The organism is Agrobacterium sp. fls2-241-TYG-188a, from assembly GCF_030209845.1.
Window position 1 is genome coordinate 19689 of sequence record NZ_JARVRD010000008.1, and the last position, 23730, is coordinate 43418.

The following is a 23730-nucleotide window of genomic DNA, read 5'->3' on the forward strand; positions in this document are numbered from 1 at the left end:
CAGAACGTGAACTTCAACATTGAAAACGGCATGAAGCCGTTCCCATAAACGACACGAACCGGAAGGATTGCGTGAACAATGGCTGCTGCGCGCGAGCATGTCATAGCGGATTTGCGTGATCGCATCGCCTCGTTGGAAGGCGTCGTGGCCAAGCAAGCTGAATGTCTGCCGTTCGGGGTGAGCGCAATCGACGCGGTGCTGCCAGGAGGCGGTCTTGCCAGAGGTGCTCTTCATGAATTTGCAGGTGGTGGCGCCGGAACCGTCGATGGGGCAGCCGCGGCCCTGTTCGTAGCAGGCGTTGCCGCCCGTACCAAAGGCCAGATCGTCTGGTGCCTGACGCGCCCAGATCTGTTTTTTCCTGCGCTCGCGCAGGCAGGTCTTGACGCAAACCGCGTGATCTTCGTGGAAAGCGATCGCGAAGAGGACGTGCTTGCCTCAATGGAAGAGGCGCTCTCCTTCGGTGGGCTGGGCGCGGTCGTCGGCGAGGTCGTGCGAATGCCGATGCTGGCAAGTCGGCGGCTCCAACTGGCAGCGGAAAAGAAGGGAAGCCTGGCTCTCGTTGTTCGTAGGTGGCGACGACAGACGGAAGCCAATGATTTCGGCCAGCCGACGGCATCGACCACACGGTGGAGGGTGAGTGTGCTTCCGTCGCAGGAGTTACCCGTGCCAGGCGTCGGGCGGGCGAGATGGTTGCTGGAATTGATGCGGTCGCGCGCAGGCGAGTGTGCCGAGTTTATTGTTGGAGCGTGTGATGACCAGGGTCGTATCGATCTACCTTCCGGATCTGTCGACGGATCGCATTCGTCGCGCCGATCCCGGCATTCCGGCTGAACAGGCCATCGCCGTGATCGCGAAATCCGGATCGAAGCGCTGGGTATCGGCGACAGATTCTGCCGCGAAGAAGGCAGGCCTGCGTGTCGGCATGCAGGCGGCAAAGGCACAGGCCTTGTTCCAAGGGTTACTGATGATCGATGCCGATCCGAAGGCGGACGCCGATGCACTGGAGCGCATTACCTTCTGGGCATTGAGCCAGTATTCCCCGATCGTCGCAGTCGATGCACCTGATGGCATCGTCATGGACACCGATGGTGCCGACCATCTCCGGGGCGGAGAGCTTGCGATGTTGAGCGGGATTGCCAATCGCTTTCGGGGCAGGGGGCTGACGGCCCGTGTCGCCATTGCCGATACATGGGGTGCCGCTCATGCCTGCGCACGCGCCATCACCAGAGAGACGGTGATCGTACCCCGCGGCGAAACCGTGAAAGCGGTCGAGCGGTTGCCGATTTCCCTGTTGCGTCTGCCTGAAAAGATGGTGGGCGATCTAAGAATACTTGGCTTTCGAACCATCGGTGAGCTTTCTGCGACGCCGCGGGCACCGCTGACACTGCGCTTCGGCCCGGAAATCGCTCGCCGCCTCGACCAGATCTTCGGGCGTATCGGAGAGCCCATTGACCCTATCCGCACGCCCGACCTGATCGAAGTCAGCCGCATCTTCCAGGAGCCGATCGGGGCTGCCGAAACGATCGACAAATATGTCGGTCGTCTGGTCGTCGAACTCTGCAACCAACTCCAGAAAAAGGGCCTGGGTGTTCGCCGCGTCGATCTTATCGTCCATAAGGTCGACAATACGACCCAGGCGCTGCGGGCAGGAACGGCAAAGGCTGCCCGCGATGTCGCCTGGTTGACGAAACTGTTTCGCGACATGACCGAGAAGATCGATCCTGGTTTCGGCATCGAGAAGCTGACCCTTGCGGCGATCATGGTCGAGCCGCTTAAGGAGGCACAGAAGGCGTCGTCGCTCGTCGAAGACGAGATCACCGACATCACGCCGCTCATCGACATTTTCGGCAATCGCGGACAGCGTGTCTATCGTCTGGCCCCCGTTGCCTCCGATGTTCCCGAGCGCAGCGTTCAGAGGATTGCACCTGTTGCACATGACGTTGTCGCCGCCTGGCCGCATCACTGGCCGCGTCCGGTACGACTGCTCGCTCACCCCGAACTGGTCGAGGTCATCGCATTGATGCCCGACCATCCTCCCGTTTCCGTCACATGGCGTGGCAAGCGCCGCAAGGTGAAACGCGCCGATGGTCCCGAACGAATATTCGGCGAATGGTGGCAGCGGACATCCGAGTGGGCCGCAGTGCGCGACTATTTCATCATCGAGGACGAAGCGGGCGAACGCCTTTGGGTTTTCCGGGCAGGCGACGGCGTGGATAGCGAGACCGGCTCGCACAAATGGTTCGTACAGGGAATATTCGCATGAGATATGCCGAGCTCCAGGTCACCACCCATTTTTCGTTTCTGCGCGGTGCCAGCAGTGCGAACGAACTGTTCGAGACGGCGAAAAGCCTCGGCATCGATGCCATCGGTGTCGTGGATCGCAATTCACTGGCTGGCATTATCCGGGCACTGGAAGCATCTCGCGCCACCGGCCTTCGTCTCGTTGTCGGCTGTCGGCTTGACCTACAGGACGGCATGTCGATTCTGGTCTATCCGACAGACCGGGCCGCCTATTCGCGTCTGACCCGGCTGATCACGCTTGGCAAGGGCCGCGGCGGCAAGAACAACTGCGTCCTCCATTGGGACGATGTGATGAGCTACGCCGATGGCATGATAGGCATCCTCATTCCCGATCTTGCCGACGATACATGCGCGCTGCAGCTCAGGAAGATGGCGGAGGTGTTTGGCAACCGCGCCTATGTTTCGCTTTGCCTGCGCCGCAGACCGAACGATCAGCTTCGGCTACACGATCTTTCCAACATGGCCACGCGGCATAAAGTCAAAACCGTCGTCACCAACGACGTCCTGTTTCATGAGCCGGGACGGCGGCAGCTTCAGGACATCGTCACCTGCATCCGGTCCAAATCGACCATAGACGACGTCGGCTTCGAACGTGAACGTCATGCTGACCGATATCTCAAGCCGCCAGAGGAAATGGAACGGCTGTTTCCGCGCTATCCCGAAGCATTGCGGCGGACGATGGAGATTGTCGAACAGTGCAAGTTCTCGCTTGAGGAATTGACCTACCAGTACCCCGAGGAGGCGATCGTTCCGGGTAAAGACGCGCAACAGTCTCTCGAACACTATGTCTGGGAATGTGTACCGGACCGATACCCTGAGGGCATGCCACCAGACGTTCTGGCGACGGTTCGGCATGAACTCGATCTCATTCAAAAGATGAAATATGCGCCGTATTTTCTGACGGTGTTTTCCATCGTTCAATTCGCGCGTTCACAGGGAATCCTCTGCCAGGGGCGTGGCTCGGCTGCCAATTCTGCCGTCTGTTATATTCTCGGCGTCACCAGCATCGACCCTTCGACGAATGACCTCCTGTTCGAACGCTTCATCAGCCAGGAGCGCGATGAACCGCCGGATATCGATGTCGATTTCGAACACGAACGGCGCGAAGAGGTCATTCAGTGGATTTACAAGACCTATACCCGCGAGAAGGCGGCACTGTGTGCGACCGTCAGTCGTTACCGTGCCAAGGGTGCCATTCGCGATGTCGGCAAGGCGCTGGGCCTGCCGGAGGATGTGATCAAGGCCTTGTCGTCGGGCATGTGGTCCTGGTCGGAAGAAGTCAGTGATCGCAATGTGAGGGAATTGAACCTCAATCCGGATGACCGCAGGCTGAAACTGACGCTGCAACTGGCGCAGCAACTGATGGGCGCACCACGTCATTTGGGCCAGCATCCCGGCGGCTTCGTGCTGACCCACGACCGCCTCGATGACCTCGTTCCTATCGAACCTGCCACAATGGAAGACCGACAGATCATCGAATGGGACAAGGATGACGTGGAGGCGCTCAAGTTCATGAAGGTCGACGTTCTGGCGCTGGGCATGCTGACCTGCATGTCCAAGGCATTCGACCTGATCCGTGAGCACAAGGACGATGATCTGGATCTCGCAAAGATCACTCAAGAGGATCCGGCGACCTATGCGATGATCCGGCGGGCCGACACGTTGGGAACATTCCAGATCGAATCCAGAGCCCAGATGGCGATGCTGCCACGCCTGAAGCCGCGGACATTTTACGATCTGGTCGTTCAGGTGGCGATCGTGCGTCCCGGTCCTATTCAGGGCGATATGGTGCATCCCTATCTGCGGCGCCGGGAAGGCAAAGAAAACGTCGACTATCCAACGCCGGAACTGGAAGCCGTGCTGGGCAAAACACTAGGCGTGCCGCTGTTTCAGGAAAGCGCCATGCGCGTCGCCATGGTCTGCGCTGGGTTCACCGGAGGTGAGGCCGATCAGTTGCGCAAGTCAATGGCGACGTTCAAATTTACGGGCGGCGTCAGCAGGTTCAAGGAGAAGCTGGTCTCCGGCATGGTGAAAAACGGCTACACAGCCGAGTTTGCCGAGAAGACTTTTTCCCAACTCGAGGGCTTTGGATCTTACGGCTTTCCGGAATCACACGCCGCCTCCTTCGCGCTGATTGCCTACGCTTCTAATTACATCAAGTGCCATTTTCCGGATGTGTTTTGCGCTGCGCTCCTGAATTCCCAGCCAATGGGTTTTTATGCCCCGGCACAGATCGTCGGTGATGCCCGCGCGCACGGCGTCGAGGTCCGGCCGATATGCATCAATCGGTCCCGTTGGGACTGCACACTGGAGCCGATCGGAAATACCGATCGCCATGCAGTGCGTCTCGGGATGCGGATGGTAAAAGGACTGGCAGCATCGGACGCGGCCCGGATCATTGCCGCGCGCATGGATGATGGTTTCAGTTCGGTCGATGATATGTGGCGTCGATCTAGCGTTCCGGCTGCGTCCCTCGTTGAGCTCGCAGAGGCCGACGCCTTCCGGTCATCGCTTCAACTCGAACGCCGCGATGCGCTCTGGGCGATCAAGGCGCTGCGCGATGAGCCGTTGCCGCTGTTTGCAGCGGCTGCAGACCGCGAGCAGAAATCGATCGCTGAGCAGGTGGAGCCTGATGTCGAGCTCCGGCAGATGACCGAAGGGCACAATGTCGTCGCGGACTATGGTCACGTCGGCCTGACACTGCGCGAACATCCAATGGCATTCCTGCGGGAGAGCTTGACCAAGCGCAGCATGGTGACGTGCGAAGACGCAATGTCGGCCCGCGACGGGCGATGGGTCTACACCGCAGGTCTTGTCCTGGTCCGGCAGAAGCCTGGAAGCGCGAAAGGCGTGATGTTTATCACGATAGAAGACGAGACCGGTCCTGCGAACGTGGTCGTCTGGCCGAGTTTATTCGAGAGGCGGCGCCGCGTTGTGCTCGGATCGAGCATGATGGCCATCAACGGACGAATTCAGCGGGAAGGGGAGGTCGTGCATCTGGTAGCCCAGCAATTGTTCGACCTGTCTGCAGACCTTTCCGGGCTGGCTGATATGGATGTTGTGTTTAAGGCACCATCAGGACGAGGAGACGAGTTCGCTCATGGCTCGGCGGGTGGTGGGGACTCTCGCGATAGACAAAAACCATTGCCCGAGGCGCGGGACATATTCGTGCGGGATTTGCACATCGATACGCTGAAGGTGAAAAGTCGGAATTTTCAGTAAGTTCTGTCGAGAGCGATGCCAGCTTGCCGTTTTTTCGGTCAGGCTGGCCTCAAGGTCCGCAGATCAGAGCACGCTAACGTTCTCAGCCTTCGATCTACCGGTCTTGCGGTCCTGGCCAACTTCGAAAGTGACATTGTCACCTTCTCTCAGCGACCCACCTTGCTGCAAGGTAGATACGTGAACAAACACGTCCGTTTCTCCATGCTCAGGCCGGCTGGTTCTTCACGCCTATGACAAACGATGCGCCATCACGGGGTTGAAGCTCATCAATGGCGGCGGCCGAGCGGAGGTTGGTGCCGCTCATATTCCCCCGGTGGAAGCGAGCGAGATGCCCAAAAGCCAATCGAGCGAAACCGCATGGCGCTCGGCAATGTTGAGGAGGGTTTCCACGCGCGGCAGACGCGCCGAATCACCCGACAAAAGCTGCGAAAGCGCCGAGCGGTCAATGCCGATCCCGGCTGCAAACGCGGAGTGAGGGACGCCCGAACGTGTCACAAGTTCTAGCAAGCGGCCACGAAAAAGTTCCGCCAGAGCTCGCTTGTCCATAATCAACCTCATTGTGCCCCGCCTGATCAATCTTGTCGATGCCCCCTCTATTGCGGTTACTTAGCGACCGGGATGAGACCATTCACGACGGGGGCTATGCGGGTTCGATACGGGGAGGGCGGTCGAAAGGTCGCCTTTTCCTTTTCATTGACCAAATCGTCAGCTTTAAAGAGCTGGCGGCTTTTTAGTATTTGCTTAGGAACGCAACCGAATCCAATCCGTTTGTCCCTTGTGATCATTAGGGAGAAAACACAATGAGCATATTCGGTAAAATCAGAGACGCCATTTTCGGCGGCGCAGCCCACGCAGAACAGGCATCGCCATCAGCAGCAGAACCCACTCCAGCACCATCCTCCATCCCTGAGCCAGCCGCAACCACCGCGCCACCCGTAGGCGGTACCGGCCCAGCTGCCCCAAGCACATCCGGCGCGTCGGCACCGGTGCCATCTGCACCAACAACAGCAGGCGCAAACCAGACAGTTGATGTTGCCTCACAGCTTGACGCCGCGGTGAAGAGAAGCGGCCAGAAGCTTGACTGGAAGCACTCGATCGTCGACCTGATGAAGGCTCTCGGCATGGATGCCAGCCTTGCAGAACGTAAGGAACTGGCGCACGAGCTTGGCTACACTGGAGAGGCCGACGGTTCAGCAGCGATGAACACCTGGCTGCACAAGGCGCTTCTCAAGAAGCTGTCTGAGAACGGCGGCAAGGTTCCGGCAGAGCTGCTGGATTGACATGCTTTTAGATAAGGTGCCGCCGCGGCTCATTTATTCGCATTGGCGAATGAACCTTTTATCGTACCGCTGGTTATCGCTCCGAGCGTCATTGCGCTCGGAGTTTTATGTGAGCCACTTGCCATCCTATGCTCCGGCTGTTTTCAGGGAGACCTTCATGAATTCTATCATTTATCTGGTGGGACTAGTCGTCGTTGTACTGTTTGTCCTCTCATTGTTGGGACTACGTTGATGGTAGAGTCTACATTGATTGAAAATCAAAATCGCAGCTACGTTGATTGGCCAGCAATTTTTGCTGGAACAGCGATCACGTCCGGTACAATGGCTGTATTCACCGCGTTTGCCGGTGGTCTGGGACTGAACGCTATCTCCGCAGATAACGGCGGCGAAATCAGTGTCACATGGCTTGTCGTGACCGGGCTCTTTGTGGTCGTGTCGATGGTCGCATCCTATATGCTCGGAGGGTACATCTCTGGCCGCATGCGACGTCCAGCGTCTGAAACGACGACCAGTGACGAACGCACGACTCGAGACGGTGTTAATGGTCTTGTCGTTTGGGGTATCGGTACGGTTGTTTCCGCTTTCCTGGCGCTTAGCGTTGTTTCGGGCGGCGTCAAGGCTGTCGGTAGTGTTGCTCAAACTGCAGTTGAAGCCACTGGCTCCGCTGTAGGTGGTGCCGCGCAAGGAGCGGGTCAGCTGGCGGGCGGCGTGGTGTCAGGAGCAGGTAATGCTGTTGGTGGCATCGCGCAGGGTGCTGGTCAGGCTGCCGCTCCAAGCATTGAACAGTCCTTGCCACAGGGACTTAAATCCAATCCGATCGACTACTTCACAGACACTTTGCTGCGCACTGATACCCCTGCATTAAATGCCGATCCCAATAGTGGTGACTTTCAGCGCCAAGCAAGCGGCATACTGAGCAATCTGCTTTCGACAGGTGAAATCTCCGACGCCGATAAGGCATGGATGGCCAACCAGATCGCTGCTCGCACAGGCATTCCCCAGGCAGATGCGCAGAACCGCGTAAACCAGGCTGTGGAACGTGTTCAGACTGTTCGTACAACAGCGCAACAGCGCGTCGATGAAGCTCAGAAGAAGATCGACGAACTGACAGCACAGGCCGAAAAGACAATGCAGGACGCCAAGACTGCCGCTGCAGACGCGGCTGAGAAAGCCCGTGTTACCGGTATCCTCACGGCGTTTCTTCTTGCGGCATCTTCGCTCGTAGCCGCAGCAGCGGCCTATATTGGCGCCGTGCATGGTGGACGTCACCGCGATGAAGGTCGTGTTTGGGGCGGCTTGTCGTACCGTAAGTGATATGAATGCGGAGGCGGAACCAACGCTGCCTCCGCGCATTCCTACAGCCAAGTAGCTTGCGGCCTGACCACGGATGTACTGGCAGAAGTGAGAAGCGACAGGAAGGTCGGTGCGGTTTCGCCCCGGCCTTTTTGGTTATCTCTGCTGCGTGTACTTGTAGTGTTGTGCCGCCTCAAATGATCTGATGAAGTTGACCATTTCGTCTTCAGTTATTGAGTAAACTCCTCGCATCATTCGCATGTTTTCAGCTGAGATCGAGTATTCGAACCTTATTGAGCCCGGCTTAACGTCGTATGTTCCACAGCGCACCGATCCATCAGCGGCGTCGCGAGAGCTAAACGTAAAATAGTGAAAGAGACGCTGTTCTCCGGGATGGAGTGCAAGCCGACTGGGCCAGCTAAATGATGTTTTCCGTTGAAATGACTTTGTCTAACGATCGGGGTCACATATGGGTCTTCACCAAATGCCGCCCCACGGCGATCCCAAATCTGTAAACTGATCATCTTCGCGGTCACGTCACGATGATATCAACGGAATTGCTATCGCTGCCGCGGCAAAAAATACAGACCTCATTTGTTCGGCTCTTTATACGGGTAGTGTGCCCAGCACCACCACTGGACCTGCTCAGCCTTGCTGGGGTTGAATCCAAAGCCACCCCACTTCTTGCAGTCCGGCACACTGCAATAGTGATTTTCGTGAATGCCGTCACCCGTCTTGCTTGTTAGGTCGCTCAATGACCAGTCCTATTGTCCAAATTCCAGGTTTGCAGATAACAGGCATGGGAAGTGAGCGTCGCACTTTGTCGTCCCTGCGTCGTCGCACCCGATTGCAAGCACGCGACGCAAGCTGACAAATTGCACCGAAGCTCCAAACTTTTTTAAAAGAGATTTGCGCTCGTAGATGCCGTATCGCTCGCACCTGTGACACGCCATGTCGATCTTTTCACCTTTGTAGTCCCGGAGGCGAGGGAGCTTTTCCTTGTTTGCCATCTGCGACGTTCTCCTATCCAAACAAGTCGCTAGTTGCCTTCTGCTCCTCAACCGGCAAAAGAATTAGTTTCTCCGCTGGCAGAGGTCGCTGCAGCTCTTTTGCTTCATCCCACGGAGCGCTCATCCACACGTGAACTTCTTCCTTGGTGGTCAGCAGCACAGGCATTGCCTTCGGATGGATGGGTTTCACAACGGCATTGGGATCCGTTGTTAGGAAGGCAAACAGTTCGTGCTGGCCTTCGCGTGGATTTTTCATGGATCCTCTGGTACCGGTCCAGTCCGTCCACACGCCGGCGAAAAAGGCGAGGGGCTCTACCTCATTGATCGCAAACCAACGTTTGGTTTTACGGGGCTTTGTATCTTCCCATTCGCAAAATCGAGTCCATGGAACGACACAGCGGTTCTCGACTTTCAGCCACTTGCGCCAATGAGGCGACGCGACATTTCGGATGTTAGTGACCCCTGTGTCCGGCTTGCCGCCCAGGATGTTTGGCGGAGTTGGCATTCCCCACGTCAGTTCGACGAGCTCGCGGCCTCCATCCTTGTTCCTCACTACCGGAGCAGGGCGATCCGGGTAGACTTCGATCTCTGGCTGAAGGTTGAGCCGCTCATTCATCGTGCCAGCGATGTCGCGCATGGCTTCCTGATTGCTACGGACCTGGTACAGATTGCACATGCGTCACCTCGGCATCTTCGCGACAGTGATTTTCACTTCGCCTCTTTTGAGGCACTTTTGACAACGCATCTGCGATCCCAGTTGATCCAAAGACTTGTCCTTATCGACATTCTTCATACGCCATTGAGGAATGTTAGATACGTGCCGCAGACCCTGCATTTAACGACAACGACCTCCCAAGCCCTCAGTTCTAATGCCTTGCTGCTCGATGCCGGTCTCGCGAGCTGCTCAATCGGGTTCGCCCTTTTGTAGTAAGAGATGCCACAACGATCGGAAAACCCGACCATCGTATTTTCGCATTTGAGCACTTTCCGAGATATGATGCAGCAATGTTGGCATTGGCAAATCGCCGCGGCGCTGTCTAAAGGTCCCCTACGTTTAGGTGTTAAGTGACATTGGCTTTTCACCTCCAGGCGGTAGACCAAAAAGGTGTCTTATCCAGTTCAGGAATGCTCCATAAGGTCGGCCGAGCATGATCATCATCACCGCTGCGCCCAAGACCCCTCGTATCAGCCCATCCCCGGAGGCTCCGCTAAAAGAGATGATCGCGGCGTAGATCGGCACCTGAAAGCTCATCAGCGCCAAGCTGTCCCATAGAAGCTGGGACAGTCGGTTTTCCTTCGCATGGCTCATCATCCAGTCGCGCCACATCCCGTACGGACGCCCTATTGGTATCATAAGAAATCCTCCGATCAGGCGCGCATGAAAGACCTGCTCCCAAGTCATTCCTGCAATAAACCGCTCATTGATGGTGCCGGTGGTGGTAAAGACAGAATCAAAGCCAGTGTATCTGCAACATATGCTTATGCGCTTCGTGATCGATTCTTCGTCTGTGCCAAACTCATTCTCCACGCCTGTTCTTGTCATCACGACACAGCGCATTGAGGATGACTTTGTTCCGAGGCCAGACGATCAGCCAAATGACCGGTTTTGATGCTAGCTGCCGACATCACCGACCCAAGTTGACCACTCCGAAGAGGAAGTAGCTGCGTTTGTTAGAAAAATTATCCAGACAGAGCCAACTGAACTGAGGGTCGGCGGTTCGATTCCATTCAAGGCGTTACGATGCGGAGTGGGTTCAAATTGAAAGCGGTCGTAAACAATGATGACTTGCTGAAATTCTGCATCTCCCGGCGCAGTCGTTCAGCCAGGTGGCAAGGCGGCAGTCAAGAGTTGACCGTCCCACTGTGGATTGCGTCGCGATACAGGGCACGGTAACGTGCGGGCGATTGGCCAAGGACGCGGCGGAAGCTGGCGGCAAACGCGCTATCAGACGCATAGCCGAGCGACTGAGCAATCCGTGGCAGTGGCTCGTTGCCACGCCGTAGGCGAGCGGCGGCCAGCCGCATCCGCCAGCCCACGAGATAGTCTATCGGGGATGCTCCGACGGTGGCTCGAAATCTTTCGGCGAATCCGGAGCGGGACTGGCCGGCGAGATAAGCCAGTGCGTCGACCGTCCAGCGGTGCGAAGGATCAGCGTGGATTGCCCGCATTGCAGGCGCCAGGCGTACATCGGCAAGTCCGGCGAGCCAGCCGGGATGCTGTGATGTCTGACGTGCCATATAGGCACGCAGAACATGGATAAACACCAGCCGCAGCAGGTCGTTGCATGCGATCCGAGCACCTGGCGCGGTGCTGTTCCACTCCAAGTCCAACTGTTCGAGCAGCCAGCCAATCGGTCCGGCCTCTTCTCGGTCGATCACGACCACATGCGGCAGGGCGTCGGTGAGGAGAGATCCGTCGACTGTGTCGAGGTTGACGCTGCCGCCGAGGAGCACAAAATCCCGACCATCGCCCACTGAGACATCTAGACTGCCCCCGGCGAATACCTCTGCCGCCGCTATCGGCTTCACGTTGGGATCGCTGCAAAGCGTAAACGCCTTGCCGCTGACCACAAGACAATCGCCCGCTTCAATGCGCAACGGCGCCTCTCCCTCTGAGACCAGCCAGGCACCGCCTTCGCGGATCGCATTGAATTTGAGGTAGCCCAGTGGTGGAAAAGCAACAGACCACGAGCCTCCGGCGGCAAATCGCACAGAGAACAGCGCCCGCGCGTCTATGGCATTCAACACGTCAGATAGAGGATCTTGGATGTTTTGGACGATCACGACAGAAATCCGGATCCTGCAGGCTGGGGGCTCCGCGAGCCTATCCGATATAGGGAGCGGACACCAGAGCCATAAATCAAGGAGTAACGACATGTCCGACCAGAAACCTATTGGATCTCAATTCAGTGCGGCCAGCACGGCGCGCGAGGTCACCGAGGGCATCGATCTTTCCGGCAAGACGGCGATTGTCACCGGCGGCTATTCCGGTCTCGGCGTCGAGACGACGCGGGCGCTCGCAGGTGCCGGCGCTCGTGTCATCGTACCGGCCCGCAATCGCGAAAAGGCCGAACGCACACTTGCCGGTATCGACAATGTTGTTATCGAAGCGATGGATCTTGCGGATCCCACATCGGTTGCCGCCTTTGCTGGCAGGATCGTTGTGGCGGGTAAGCCGATCTCAATCCTGGTCAACAGCGCTGGCATCATGGCAACGCCGCTTGGCCGGAATCAGGCTGGCCACGAGAGCCAGTTTGCGACCAATCATCTCGGCCATTTTCGGCTTGTTGCAGGTCTTTGGCCGGCATTGGTTAAAGCGGGCAACGCGCGGGTGATTTCGGTGTCGTCGCGCGGGCATCAAATCGGCCCGGTCGATTTCGACGATACCGATTTCAAGACGCGCCCCTATGACAAGTGGCAGGCCTATGGCCAGGCGAAGACGGCAAATGCTCTGTTCGCGCTGGGACTTGATCGCCGCGGAGCTGCGCTTGGCGTGCGGGCATTTTCGTTGCACCCCGGCGTCATCCTGACCGATCTCGCCCGCCATCTTACCGAAGACGAGATCAACTCTTTCGATGTCTACGACGAGAATGGCAATCGCCGGGTGGATCCATCGCGCGATCTCAAGACGCCGGAACAAGGGGCAGCAACAAGCGTCTGGGCAGCAACGCGGCCCGAACTCGACGGTATCGGCGGTGTCTACTGCGAAGATTGCGAAGTCGCCCTGCCGCAGACAGAGACGGATGGGACCAGAGGTGTGGCCCCGTGGGCCATGGATCCACAGGCTGCTGAACGGCTCTGGCTGCTTTCTGAGCATTTAACCGGCTTGTCAGTAGGTGATCGTCGAGGCTGAGGCATATCGGCAGCCTAGCGCTTTGCGATTTCGCCAGGCGAGGCCTTTGGGCAGTCGATGACCGGCTACATTATGGTCAGTCTGTATCAGGCAATGGTAAACAGCGGCTCACCGTCAGAAACCTACTGACGTGATCGATGCGGATAATGCCTTCAATCTCTGGGAGATGGCGACACGGATACTGCGATTGCCATTGTCATTCGGAAGACCCTGTCGACCTGAACGGATCGGCAGGGTGTTACTCGCGCGATGACCTGACGCTGATCAGGCCTTGGCCGCCACCGGAAGACGAAACGGCGCTCCGAGACGGTTGAAGGCGTTCATCGCGGCGATCGTAATCGTCAGGTCGACAAGGTCTTTTGGTTCGAAAGCGGCTGCGGCTGCGGCATAAGCCTCGTCAGACGCGTGGGTCTGGCTGACGTTGGTCACCTCCTCGGCCCAGGCGAGAGCGGCCCGTTCCTGCTCGCTGAACAGGTGAGGCACCTCGTCCCAGACCGGAACAAGCATGATCTTATCGGTGGACATCGTCTTGCGCAGATCGCGACTATGCATGTCGATGCAATGGGCGCAGCCGTTGATCTGCGACACGCGCAGGAAGACGAGATGAACCAGCTCTTCAGGCAGGTTCGTTTTCTTGGTGACGTAGTGATGGACGCCGAAGAGCGCCTTTGCACCCTCGGGGGCGACTTCGCACCAGTTCATGCGGGACATATTGTTTTCCTTTCTCGTGGATACGGTTCTCCGTTCGCCGGAGAAACCGTCGTTACTTGTGCAGTAGGGGAGGGTGTAGGTCTGGTAGGTAGCGCTACGGCTTGCGCGGCGTCGTCAGGGCGGTGTCATCGGTATCGACGACGAAGACGGCGAGCAGCTTCGCCGGCTCGGTCTTGCTGGCGTTGGCGCTGACGTCGTGGCGGTCTCCCGGCAGTTCAGTGAAGTTCTGACCGGCGGTAAAGATCTTCGTCTCGCCGCCGTTTACGGCGCTCTGGATCGCGCCTTCGGGAACCGTGGCGTAGATAAGCGCGGACTTTGCATGCGTATGGGCAGAGCTGTAGCCGCCGGGGCCGTACTCGACGAGGACGCCCTTCACGCTCTTGCCGGGAACGCTGGGAAGCGGATGCTCATAGACAAGCGTCACCTTGGCGTCCCTCGTATCGTACACGAGCCCCGATTTTGCGACGTCATGAGCGGAAGCGGTGGCCAGGGAAGCCGCGAGTGCCGTAGCCGCATAGAGGATGATTTTCATGGTCTTTCTCTCTTGCTTAAACTCTGAGCCACTCGGCGATCGTGATCCGGCCCTTGATGGAGTCTCCGCCGGGAACCAGCGAGCCTGCCATGACCGGCGCGCCGAAGTAGTCGACGGTGGCGTCGGCGTTCACGGGGCGGTTATCGCCTTTGGCATCGAGATACGTACTGACGAAGGATCTGAAGGGTGCCCGTTCAGGTCCGGCGAGGTCGACGGTGCCGTTCTTCGGCTCGCTGAGCGCGGCTTCTACCAAAGCAGCGGCGACGTCGTCGGCCGCGATCGGTTGGAAGTCGATATCCGGCACTGTCACCGCGCCGTCGGCCGAGTACGCGTCCACCAGCGTCTCCGTGAATTCATGGAATTGTGTCGCCCGAACGATCGTGAAGGCCTGGCCCGAGGTAGCGACGGCCTCCTCCTGCGCCAGCTTACCTGCCATGTAAGGATTGGCCGCGAGCTGATCGGCATTGACTATCGACAGGACGACGTGATGGCGCACGCCCGCTGCCCGTTCGGCGCCCATCAGGTTGCGGCTCGATGTGGCGAAAAAATCGGTGATCACGTCCCTGTCGAAGGACATCATGTTCGATACGTCGATGACGGCGTCGGCGCCCGCAAGGGCTTCGGCCAGTCCTTCGCCCGTATAGGCATTGATCCCGTTGCGGGAGCTTGCGACGACGGCCTCGTGGCCGGCATCCTGCAGCAGCTTCACTGCTTTCGAGCCGATCAGGCCCGTGCCGCCGATGACGACGACCTTCTTCAACTTGCTCATGTTGCTTTCTCCTATGACGAGGCGCGATTGCCCGTCTTGCGTTCGTGGAGTTCGAGGAAGGCGCATCCTCGTGCGGCGATACCGCCGTCGTCGTCTGCGCCTAGATTCGCCAGAAGGTCCGCGACGGACACCTTGGCGAGTTCTGCGCGATAAGCCTTCTCGGCCTTCAGCATCGCGGCGTTGATCTGGCAGGGCTTGGTGAAGTAGCGCTGCGGCAGAGGGTTCGGCCCCCGCTGGCGGATCTCGGCACAGCGGAAGGCGGGTGCCGGTCCTTCGACCGCAAGGACGATGTCGAGAAGGCTGATGTCCTTCGGCGCCTTGGCCAGCCGGTAGCCGCCCCTCGGTCCCGGCGTCGTCGCGACGATCCCGGCGCCAGACAGCGCCTGCAGATGCTTCAAGAGGTAGCTCGTCGAAACGCCGTGGAGTTCGGCCAGTGCTGCCGCCGAAAGGACGCCGTCTTCGGACAATCCCGCCAGGAATGCGGTGCAGTGAATCGCCTGCTCGACGCCTTCGCTCAGTTTCATGGTATACCTCCTAATCGTGGATATAAAATATCCACGAATATGTTCGATGTCAATCCGGGATCAAGTAGATCGTTGAAAATTCGGAATGTGAGATCAGAAAACGGAGCTCTGGCGGCTAGGCGCTTCGCGATAGTCAGGAAGCTCGCACTCTCATCGACACCCCGACGTATTGCAGCTGCCGGGCGGTAGGATTTGAATTATTGACATATCAGTCCATAATTAATAGATCGGCTGCATGGCAAGACCGAGAGAATTCGACCGAGACGCAGCGTTGGAGAAAGCACTGAAGGTGTTCTGGGCAAAGGGATTTGCCGCGACCTCTACCGATGATCTGCGTGTGGCGATGGGCATTGGCAGACAAAGCCTCTACGGCGCCTTTGGCGACAAACGTACTCTTTATCTTGAAGCGCTGGATACCTATCAGCAGCGGACAAACACTGGACATGTCATGAGGTTGAGCGGCCCGACATCGCCTATAAAAGGCATCGAAGACCTGCTTTCCGGTCTTGTGTCGGAAGACGATTGTGAGCGTGTGCTGGGATGCATGGGGGTTGGATCAGTCGGCGAGTTTGGCGTGACCGATCCGGATCTCAATACGCGCCGCGCCACTGCCAGTGCGGCACTAGGTCAACGCATTTCGGAGAGAGTGTTGGAGGGCCAGCGTTCGGGGGAAATCAATCCTGTTCTCGACGCTGAAGAGACTGCTGCGTTTATTCAGATGACAATGACCGGCCTGCAAGTGGCTGCGCGTGGCGGCGCAAAAGCTCCACATCTGAAGGCGATGGCACGCTTTGCAACGAAGCGTCTAAAGCCATAACCAGGCCTCTGCGACAACGAGGCTTTTCATTTGCTCAATTATGGACTGATCTGTCAATAAAAGGAGACTCCCATGACGATCGAAGAACGCAAAACCGCCCTCGTATTTGGAGGTGCCCGTGGCATCGGCGCCGCCTCGGTCGAGAGACTGGCAAAAGACGGTTACGATGTCGCCTTCACATATGTTTCGCGACCAGACAGCGCACAGGCGCTCGTCAGCGAGATCGAGAAGAGCGGGCGCCGCGCCGTAGCTGTCCAGGCCGACAGCGCAGACGCTGACGCCATTCGTGGCGCGGTGGCAAAAACTGTCGACATCTTCGGGCCAATCGACGCCGTCGTTGTCAACGCAGGGATTTAGCGGCTCAACGCAGTGGATGCGGTCAGTCTCGAAGAACTCGATCTGATGATCGACATCAACATCCGCGGCGTTTTCTTGTCCATCCAGTCCGCAGTGCCGCACATGAAGGATGGCGGCCGGGTCATAAACATCGGCTTGAACACGGCGGAACGGACTGGAATGGCGGGAGCAAGCGTCTACCAGTTCTCCAAGGCTGCCGTCGCAGCGATGGTGAAAGGCTTGGCCCTTGATCTGGCTCCGCGGCGCATCACCGTCAACAACATCCAACCTGGTCCAACGGACACGGACATGAATGCCGGTGCCATTGAGATGTTGTCTAACCGCAGCCCCTTGAAGCGCGTTGCCGACCCCCGGGAAATTGCGGGAATGGTGTCCTATCTCACGGGTCCCGACACGTCCTTCATGACCGGATCGAGCCTGACAATCGACGGAGACTGGACGTTATAAATTCAGCGCTGCAGGGATAGGGCCGTTCACAGCGGCTCTGTCCACCACTCCGCCATCTTTCCTCCTGCAAAAGTCTGCTGGGCAAAACTCACCGCCGGTCAATCTTTTGAATTATCGCGGTACAGTTCGCGAGTTCCACTCAGTCCAAGAGCTCACGTATCCGGCATCACCCATGAAAATTGCCAAGAACGATCTTGCCGAACACTCCGCCGGCCTCCATCCGGCGATGGGCATCCGATGTCGCTGAGAGCGGATACAGTGCCCCGACAACGGGCTGAAGTTCTTTGCCCATCATTGGCAGCACATCGTCCCTGAACCGGCAGATCATTGCTCTTTTTTCTGAGCGCGATCTGGATTTCATGACCGTGCCAAGCAATTGCAAGTGATTGTGAAGAACAGTCCCGAGCGGAATCTTGGCGTTGTCATCCCGCCCCAACAGGCCCACTTGGACAAGCCGACCACCGGGAGCAAGACTACGAATGTTGCGGGCGAGGTAGGACCCGCCGACAAAGTCGATGATCAGATCGACCCCGCGAGACGCCGTCGCATCAACAACTTCCGCCTCGAAATCCATTCGCCTGTAATCAAAAACAGCATCGGCGCCCAGCGAAAACACGTTTTCGATGTTGCCTGCCGAAGCGGTGGCCAGCACGGTTACTCCTGCCGCTTTCGCGAGCTGGACGGCTGCTGATCCGATACCGCCTGCAGCAGCATGGATGAGAACGGTCTCGCTTTTTGCGATTTGTCCGAGATGGGCAAGCGCCTCCCAGCCCGTGACGAAGCTTTCCATGACTGCGGCAGCCTCCATGAAGGACAAGCCGGTAGGGATGGCTGTCGCCATTCCGCCATCGACACGGGCGTACTGAGCATAGGCCCCGCCACCGACAATCCCCATGACACGGTCGCCGACGGCAAAGCCGGTTACTTCGTTTCCGACGGCTGTCACTTCTCCGGCGACCTCGAGGCCGAGGATGTCACTGTCGCCGTAAGTCTGAGCGCCATAGACGCCTTCACGTTGAAGAAGGTCGGCGCGATTGACACCGGCCGCCATAACCTTCACCAAAAGGTCGTCAGGGCGCACTTCGGGTATTGGGACATCGGCAAGTCGCAGGACATCCGCGCTTCCGAAGTCGTCGAAGACGATCGCTTTCATTCGAAGATCTCCTTACTTGGACAGTGCCCGGCGGGCGATGCTTGCAGCGAAGAGAGGTGTCTCACGGCTATTGTGGTCACCGCCCGCTGCCTGGCGGGCTGCTGCGGCATCTTCGAATTTGATGCTGTGCTCGCTGAGGAAAGCCATGAACACATCCGTCGGATGGGCGGTAACTTTGTTGGTATAGCGGGTCCTGCCATCGTCGATCTTCTCGGCCATCAATTCCCAGACGACGTTGACCTGGGTGCGCCCCTTGTCAGTGAAGACGTCCGAGATCGAGTTCATGCGGCAGTAGGCAGGCTCGGCGACCTCGGCCACATAATGCTGCACAACGAGGCCCGAGCCGATCTGCTCAACATTGATCGACATGCGACGACCGTCGTCGGTCCATGTGACGCCGGCTGCAATGTGATCAGGCGGGCAGCAGCGCAGGTATTCGGCTTCCGGCAGGGTGAAGAGCCAGTCGGCAATGTCGATCTTTTCGAGCGGAACGTCGATCTCTGCGGAATAGGCGGACTGGGAGAGAATTGTATCTAGGACCTTGACCATTGGAGTGTTCCTTCTGTTTGTTGGGCGACCGCCCGTTGACGAGAAGGAAAATGCTTCGGATGCCCGCAGATGATAACAAACTGAATGGTCGAAACGGTTTTGCGCTGTAGGCAAAGATGAGAGACCCACGGTTCGCTGAACATCTCGCGGTCTACGTCGATGTCGTACGCACTGGGAGCTTCTCAGCTGCCTCTCGGCGTAGGGCTGTCACACCCTCGGCTGTCGTTCGACAGATTGATGCGCTCGAGCAAGACCTGGGCGTTGCTCTCCTTGTTCGCTCGACACGAGCGTTGTCATTGACGGACGCGGGCCGTCATCTCTATGAGCGCGCCCAGCGCCTGCTCAACGATCTGGCCGATACACATGCCGAGGTTGCCGCCTTCGATAGTGCGGTCAGCGGCACGCTGCGGATCGCTTGTTTCCCGACTTTCGGAAAGCGCTATGTTATTCCTGTTATCGCATCGCTAGCGCAGGAATATCCGGGTCTGCATGTCGAGCTGGATCTTACCGAGCGGCTGGCCGATCCCGTGGCCGAACGGCTCGACCTAGTGGTGAGGATGGGGGCGCTTGCGGACAGCTCCCTGATTGCCACGAAGCTTGCTCCGCTTGACCGCATTCTTGTGGCGAGCCCTGGTTATGTCGAGCAGCATGGCGAGCCGGAAGACGAGAATGCGCTCATCCATCATCGCCTTCTCGACAAGCTCCATGGCAATGATCTGCTCGGATGGTCTGACATTCTCGGAAGCTCCGCCGGCGAGGCCTGCAAGCAAGTGGCTTTCCGGTCCGATGATTTCGAGGCGTTAAACAGCGCCGCGATCTCCGGAATGGGAGTGGCCTTTTTGCCAAGCTGGGTTTCGGGCCCCTCCACGCAGGCAGGTGATCTCATCCGGCTGAAACTCCGTGGCGAGCGATGGAACGAGCGATCGTCAGGCATCTATCTCCTGCGTGCCCTCCAGGTGCCGTCCGCCAAGGTCAGGGCGTTTACGGAAGCACTCAAGGCCCATATCGGCGCACCGCCGCGGTGGGGTGTCAGTGGGGAATAGCAACGGCCGGCAAATCAAAGCTAATGAAGTCAATGCTCCCACAACTCGTCGAGTGAGGGTTCGATTCTCATCAAGGCGTCGGACTCCGATTATCCGTTTGAATTTCATCAAACAGCCCAGTCGCGCCCTATTTTAACAAAGTCCTCAGTCGTGGCGTGGCAAAATCAAGAAACGTTCTGAGTTTCAGCGGCATCAGGCCCTGCGATAGGTGGACGAGGTGAACCGGCGATGCCTCTCGTTCAAAATCCTCCAGCAACGGCACCAGCAAGCCGGCATCGACTGCGTGCTTCGCTTGGTAGGCCATGACGCGCGTTATCCCGAGACCGGCGGCGGCTGCGTCAACCGCTGCTTCAGCGGTGTTGACGGAAAGGCGTGTGCGGATCGGCACCGCGATATCTTTTGCGCCGTCATGAAACGTCCAGAACCGTGTCGAAAGCACGCCTTCGAACGCGATGCAATCGTGGTGCTCGAGTTCGTCAGGATGTGACGGACGGGAGTGCCGCTTCAGATAGTCGGGATTGGCGTAGATCGTTGTGCGGATGGAGCCGAGGCGGATTGCGATCAGGTTGCTGTCGGAAAGCTGGCTGATGCGCAGAGCGACATCGATGTGTTCGTCGGCAAGACTGATTGTCCGGTCGCTCATCGTCAGGTGAATGTTGATGTCCGGAAAGGCTTTCAGGAAGCCCGTGATGACTGGAAGCACATGCAGGCGGCCGAAGACAATCGGCGCCGTCATTGTGAGGTCTCCCTTTGGCGCGGCGTATTCTCCGGTGGCACGGCGTTCGGCTTCTTCCACTCGCTCAAGAATTTCGCGCGCCGCAGCGACATAATTCTCCCCGGCCTCGGTGAGCAGAATCTTGCGGCTGGTGCGGGTCAGCAGGGGAACGCCGAGATGAGCCTCCAGCTCGGCCACCTTGCGGCTGACCGTTGGCAGTGGCGAGTGCAGCGCGCGCGACGCTGCGGAAAGGCTACCATGTTCCACCACGGACAAGAGAACTGCCATAGCATCAAGACGATCCATACTTGCCTTCCACAAAATGGGAGGATGATTACAGATTTAACGCTCTAATACAAAAATATGGATACTGCTAGGTTTCTCTCGTTGCCGGATGACTGTGTCCGGCCCTCAAGGGAGCCAGTCATGAAACTCTACCATTTTCCACTTTCGGGCCATGCGCATCGCGCTCGCCTCTTCCTTTCTCTCCTCAACGTGAACGCCGAGATCGTCGACCTCGATCTGGCGAACGGCGAGCACAAGACGCCCGAGTTCCTCAAGCTCAATCCATTCGGCCAAGTGCCGGTGCTGGAGGATGGCGACGTCGTCGTCAACGATTCCAATGCTATCCTCGTCTATGTCGCCACGAAGCTTGGTCGGAAAGACTGGCTGCCCGACGATCTTGCTTCTGTTGCGAAGATACAGAAGTGGCTTTCCGTCGCCGCCGGAGAAATTGCCTATGGGCCGTGCGCGGCGCGACTGATTACCGTGTTCGGAGCAGATTTCCGGGCCGAAGAGGTAATTGCCCGAGCCCACCGGGTTCTTGGCCTCATCAATGCCGAACTCAAAAATCACCCTTTCATCATCGGCAATACGCCGACCATCGCGGATGTCGCGCTTTACAGCTACATCGCTGGCGCGCCAGAGGGCAATGTCGATCTCACGCCTCATCCAGAGGTCCGTCACTGGCTGGCGAGGATCGAAGCTTTGCCCGGTTTCGTCGCTCTCCCGAAAACCGCAGTTGGCCTGGCTGCCTGACACGGTCTCTCGTTCGGGACACTGGTCCGGTCGCCGTCCCTCATAGGAGGTTCCAATGCCTGCTGAAACACCCTCACCATCGTCACCATGGCATGCGGGCGAACTTGAAATACAGCGGCACGCCGGTGTGATCGAGCAGATGGACCCAGTGGGGCGCAGGGTCTTGCGAACCTTCCTGCTTGACCAGCACCGGGAGTTCTATCCGCTGCTGCCGTTCATCGCCATCGGCTCTGTCGATGGCGATGGTACGCCGTGGGCGACGATCCGCAGTGGACGGCCCGGCTTTCTGCATTCGCCCGATCCCCATACGCTTGATGTCGAGGCCGCCAGCGATACCGATGATCCTGCCGAAGCCGGTATGAACGACGGCGATCCCATTGGTCTGGTCGGCGTCGATCTCATCACGCGCCGACGTAACAGGATGAACGGTACGGTCATCCGGGATAGCAACGACCGCTTTTCCGTCGCAGTCGGGCAGAGCTTCGGCAATTGTCCGCGCTACGTCCAAAATCGGCAATTCAGCTTTGTGCGTGATCCGGAAACGCCGCAACGCGCGGAAGTGCTTGTTTCAGATCGGCTCGGCATGCAGGAGCGTGGCATCGTCAAATCTGCCGACACGTTCTTCGTGGCCTCCTATGTGGATTGCGACGGAGAAGGGCGGCAGGTCGATGTCTCCCATCGCGGCGGCCGGCCCGGTTTCGTTCGTGTTGATGCCGATGGCAGCCTGACTGTGCCGGATTTCAATGGAAACCTGTTCTTCAACACACTTGGCAATTTCGTCGTCAATCCGCGAGCCGGGCTTTTGTTCCTTGACCATGAGACGGGTGATGTTCTGCAGATTGCTGGCAGCGTCGAGGTGATACTGGATTCACCCGAGATTGCTGCCTTCGAGGGCGCCGAGCGTCTCTGGCGCGTCACACCAGAAAAAGTGGTGCTGCGCAAAGACGCCTTGCCGCTGCGATGGAGCTTTCTCGAAAACGGCATGTCACCGAACAGCCTGATGACTGGGGACTGGCAGGAGGCTGCAAGCCGCTTGAAGGTCGCGACCCCGTCAAAGACGTGGAGGCGCTTTCGTGCTGAGCGAATTGTCGAGGAGAGTTCGACGATCCGTTCGCTTTACCTTAAGCCCGTCGATGATGAGGCCCCCATTCCGCACCTCGCGGGTCAGCATCTGCCGATCCGCATCAATGACGGTAAGGATACGATCCGCCGTAGCTATACGATATCCAATGGCCCGGCGGACGGCTTCTACAGGCTGAGTGTGAAGCGTGAGGGGCGGGCATCCACGCTCCTGCACACAATGAACGAGGGTGACGAGATCGAGGCGCTGGCGCCTGTGGGAGCGTTTACCATCGACGCGATGGAACGCAGCCGTTCGGCGGTCCTTCTTGCGGCTGGCATCGGCATCACACCATTGTTGTCGATGCTGCGCCATGTTGTTCAGACGGGCGACAGAACGCTCTATCGCAGGCCAGTATGGCTGTTCCGATCGTCAAGCAGCTTTGCCGAGAGGGCGTTCGACCGCGAAATCGGCGAACTGGTGGCGCGCAGCGAAGGGACCGTTCGGGATGTCAGGGTGCTCAGTGCGCCCGATGTCGATGATGAAGGCCTCTTTGATGCAGCTGGCCGCGTCGATATGACGTTGCTGAAGGCATACCTGCCATTCGGCGACTATGACTTCTACATCTGCGGACCATCGTCCTTCATGCAGGCAATGTATGACGGGCTACGCGGATTGAATATTGGAGACAATCGTATCCATGCGGAGGCATTCGGTCCCTCTGGCCTGAAGCGCGATCGCGCTGTTGAGTTGTCCGCGGAGCCTTCGAAGCCCGCAGCTTCGGCTCCGACGCGCGTCGGCTTCACACAATCGAAAAAAGAAGTGCAATGGAAGCCGGGCGGAGGCTCCTTGCTGGAACTCGCAGAGCAAAGTGGCCTCAGCCCGGCCTATGGCTGCCGGGCCGGCAATTGCGGGGATTGCCGAACAAAGATCGTCAAGGGTCAGGTCAGTTACCTCTCCGAGCCTAGCTATGCGGTAGCGGATAGCGAGGCGCTGATCTGCTGTTCAGTGCCGGCTCAAACGGACGGGGATTTGCAGCTCGAGCTGTGAGCGGTG

The 23730-nt window shown here is 58.2% G+C and carries 20 protein-coding genes and 4 pseudogenes; 12 read left to right on the top strand and 12 right to left on the bottom strand.

Going from position 1 to position 23730, the window contains the following annotated elements; translation table 11 throughout:
- Positions 1–78: 78 nt before the first annotated feature.
- From QRN85_RS20575 to QRN85_RS20585, 3 genes are read left to right on the top strand one after another with little or no spacing between them, the layout of a single operon-like run.
- Positions 79–831, top strand: coding sequence for an ImuA family protein (locus QRN85_RS20575; protein WP_284759929.1), 753 nt, complete (start codon positions 79–81; stop codon positions 829–831).
- A complete protein-coding gene (locus tag QRN85_RS20580; RefSeq protein WP_284759930.1) occupies positions 752–2263 on the top strand; it encodes a Y-family DNA polymerase in 1512 nt (503 codons plus the stop codon). Before QRN85_RS20575 ends, QRN85_RS20580 begins: the two co-directional genes overlap by 80 nt.
- A complete protein-coding gene (locus QRN85_RS20585) occupies positions 2260–5523 on the top strand; it encodes an error-prone DNA polymerase (RefSeq protein WP_284759931.1) in 3264 nt (1087 codons plus the stop codon). Before QRN85_RS20580 ends, QRN85_RS20585 begins: the two co-directional genes overlap by 4 nt.
- A 63-nt stretch (positions 5524–5586) precedes the next feature.
- Here the strand turns inward: QRN85_RS20585 and QRN85_RS20590 are convergent.
- Positions 5587–5733 (bottom strand): annotated as a pseudogene (locus QRN85_RS20590) (cold-shock protein); the annotation flags it as partial.
- A 1-nt stretch (position 5734) separates the two neighbouring features.
- Between QRN85_RS20590 and QRN85_RS20595 the strand changes: the two are divergent.
- Positions 5735–5848, top strand: a pseudogene (locus QRN85_RS20595) (HNH endonuclease); the annotation flags it as partial.
- Here QRN85_RS20595 and QRN85_RS20600 read toward each other — a convergent pair.
- Positions 5848–6069 (bottom strand): annotated as a pseudogene (locus QRN85_RS20600) (helix-turn-helix domain-containing protein); the annotation flags it as partial. The pseudogenes QRN85_RS20595 and QRN85_RS20600 overlap by 1 nt on opposite strands.
- A 254-nt stretch (positions 6070–6323) precedes the next feature.
- On the opposite strand from QRN85_RS20600, the gene QRN85_RS20605 reads away from it, so the two are divergent.
- Entirely contained in the window at positions 6324–6803 is a 480-nt protein-coding gene (locus tag QRN85_RS20605; RefSeq protein WP_113171218.1) for a DUF3597 domain-containing protein, read from the top strand.
- Between the two features lie 231 nt (positions 6804–7034).
- Positions 7035–8117, top strand: coding sequence for a hypothetical protein (locus QRN85_RS20610; protein ID WP_284759932.1), 1083 nt, complete (start codon positions 7035–7037; stop codon positions 8115–8117).
- 1002 nt (positions 8118–9119) lie between these two features.
- Here QRN85_RS20610 and QRN85_RS20615 read toward each other — a convergent pair.
- The 3 genes from QRN85_RS20615 to QRN85_RS20625 all read right to left on the bottom strand — a co-directional run bounded on the left by QRN85_RS20615 (position 9120) and on the right by QRN85_RS20625 (position 11890).
- Positions 9120–9782 (bottom strand): SOS response-associated peptidase, encoded by a 663-nt coding sequence (locus tag QRN85_RS20615; protein ID WP_284759933.1) that lies wholly within the window; start codon positions 9780–9782, stop codon positions 9120–9122.
- Positions 9783–10160: 378 nt separating this feature from the next.
- A complete protein-coding gene (gene alaE / locus QRN85_RS20620; RefSeq protein WP_284759934.1) occupies positions 10161–10649 on the bottom strand; it encodes an L-alanine exporter AlaE in 489 nt (162 codons plus the stop codon).
- A 299-nt stretch (positions 10650–10948) separates the two neighbouring features.
- Positions 10949–11890 carry an AraC family transcriptional regulator gene (locus QRN85_RS20625; protein WP_284759935.1) on the bottom strand — a complete coding sequence of 314 codons (942 nt, stop codon included), beginning with the start codon at positions 11888–11890 and terminating at the stop codon, positions 10949–10951.
- Between the two features lie 91 nt (positions 11891–11981).
- Between QRN85_RS20625 and QRN85_RS20630 the strand changes: the two genes are divergently transcribed.
- The gene (locus tag QRN85_RS20630) at positions 11982–12959 is read left to right on the top strand and encodes an oxidoreductase (protein WP_113170321.1); all 978 of its coding nucleotides are present in this window, start codon (positions 11982–11984) and stop codon (positions 12957–12959) included.
- 264 nt (positions 12960–13223) lie between these two features.
- Here the strand turns inward: QRN85_RS20630 and QRN85_RS20635 are convergent, their stop codons facing one another.
- The 4 genes from QRN85_RS20635 to QRN85_RS20650 form a co-directional block, all read right to left on the bottom strand.
- Positions 13224–13670, bottom strand: coding sequence for a carboxymuconolactone decarboxylase family protein (locus tag QRN85_RS20635; RefSeq protein WP_062588797.1), 447 nt, complete (start codon positions 13668–13670; stop codon positions 13224–13226).
- Positions 13671–13764: 94 nt separating this feature from the next.
- On the bottom strand, positions 13765–14202 hold the full coding sequence (locus QRN85_RS20640) for a cupin domain-containing protein (protein WP_284759936.1): 438 nt from the start codon (positions 14200–14202) through the stop codon (positions 13765–13767).
- Positions 14203–14218: 16 nt separating this feature from the next.
- Complete coding sequence (locus QRN85_RS20645; RefSeq protein ID WP_062588799.1) at positions 14219–14971, bottom strand: SDR family oxidoreductase; 753 nt, start codon at positions 14969–14971, stop codon at positions 14219–14221.
- Positions 14972–14982: 11 nt separating this feature from the next.
- Positions 14983–15495 (bottom strand): RrF2 family transcriptional regulator, encoded by a 513-nt coding sequence (locus QRN85_RS20650; RefSeq protein ID WP_284759937.1) that lies wholly within the window; start codon positions 15493–15495, stop codon positions 14983–14985.
- 235 nt (positions 15496–15730) lie between these two features.
- Between QRN85_RS20650 and QRN85_RS20655 the strand changes: the two genes are divergently transcribed.
- Both QRN85_RS20655 and QRN85_RS20660 read left to right on the top strand, forming a co-directional pair.
- Positions 15731–16312 carry a TetR/AcrR family transcriptional regulator gene (locus QRN85_RS20655; protein ID WP_062588803.1) on the top strand — a complete coding sequence of 194 codons (582 nt, stop codon included), beginning with the start codon at positions 15731–15733 and terminating at the stop codon, positions 16310–16312.
- 72 nt (positions 16313–16384) lie between these two features.
- Positions 16385–17116: pseudogene (locus QRN85_RS20660) on the top strand (SDR family NAD(P)-dependent oxidoreductase).
- Positions 17117–17282: 166 nt separating this feature from the next.
- Here QRN85_RS20660 and QRN85_RS20665 read toward each other — a convergent pair.
- Both QRN85_RS20665 and QRN85_RS20670 read right to left on the bottom strand, forming a co-directional pair.
- Positions 17283–18269 (bottom strand): NAD(P)H-quinone oxidoreductase, encoded by a 987-nt coding sequence (locus tag QRN85_RS20665; protein WP_113094418.1) that lies wholly within the window; start codon positions 18267–18269, stop codon positions 17283–17285.
- Positions 18270–18281: 12 nt separating this feature from the next.
- Entirely contained in the window at positions 18282–18818 is a 537-nt protein-coding gene (locus QRN85_RS20670; RefSeq protein WP_062588807.1) for a hypothetical protein, read from the bottom strand.
- Between the two features lie 116 nt (positions 18819–18934).
- On the opposite strand from QRN85_RS20670, the gene QRN85_RS20675 reads away from it, so the two are divergent.
- Positions 18935–19861: a LysR family transcriptional regulator gene (locus QRN85_RS20675; RefSeq protein WP_062588808.1), complete on the top strand. Its 927-nt coding sequence runs from the start codon at positions 18935–18937 to the stop codon at positions 19859–19861.
- 127 nt (positions 19862–19988) lie between these two features.
- On the opposite strand, the gene QRN85_RS20680 is transcribed toward QRN85_RS20675, so the two are convergent.
- Positions 19989–20882 (bottom strand): LysR family transcriptional regulator, encoded by an 894-nt coding sequence (locus QRN85_RS20680; RefSeq protein ID WP_112963828.1) that lies wholly within the window; start codon positions 20880–20882, stop codon positions 19989–19991.
- A 120-nt stretch (positions 20883–21002) separates the two neighbouring features.
- Here QRN85_RS20680 and QRN85_RS20685 point away from each other — a divergent pair, with 120 nt between their 5' ends.
- Entirely contained in the window at positions 21003–21614 is a 612-nt protein-coding gene (locus tag QRN85_RS20685; RefSeq protein ID WP_112963829.1) for a glutathione S-transferase family protein, read from the top strand.
- A gap of 55 nt (positions 21615–21669) precedes the next feature.
- Positions 21670–23724 (top strand): 2Fe-2S iron-sulfur cluster-binding protein, encoded by a 2055-nt coding sequence (locus QRN85_RS20690; protein ID WP_112963830.1) that lies wholly within the window; start codon positions 21670–21672, stop codon positions 23722–23724.
- Positions 23725–23730 lie beyond the last annotated feature (6 nt).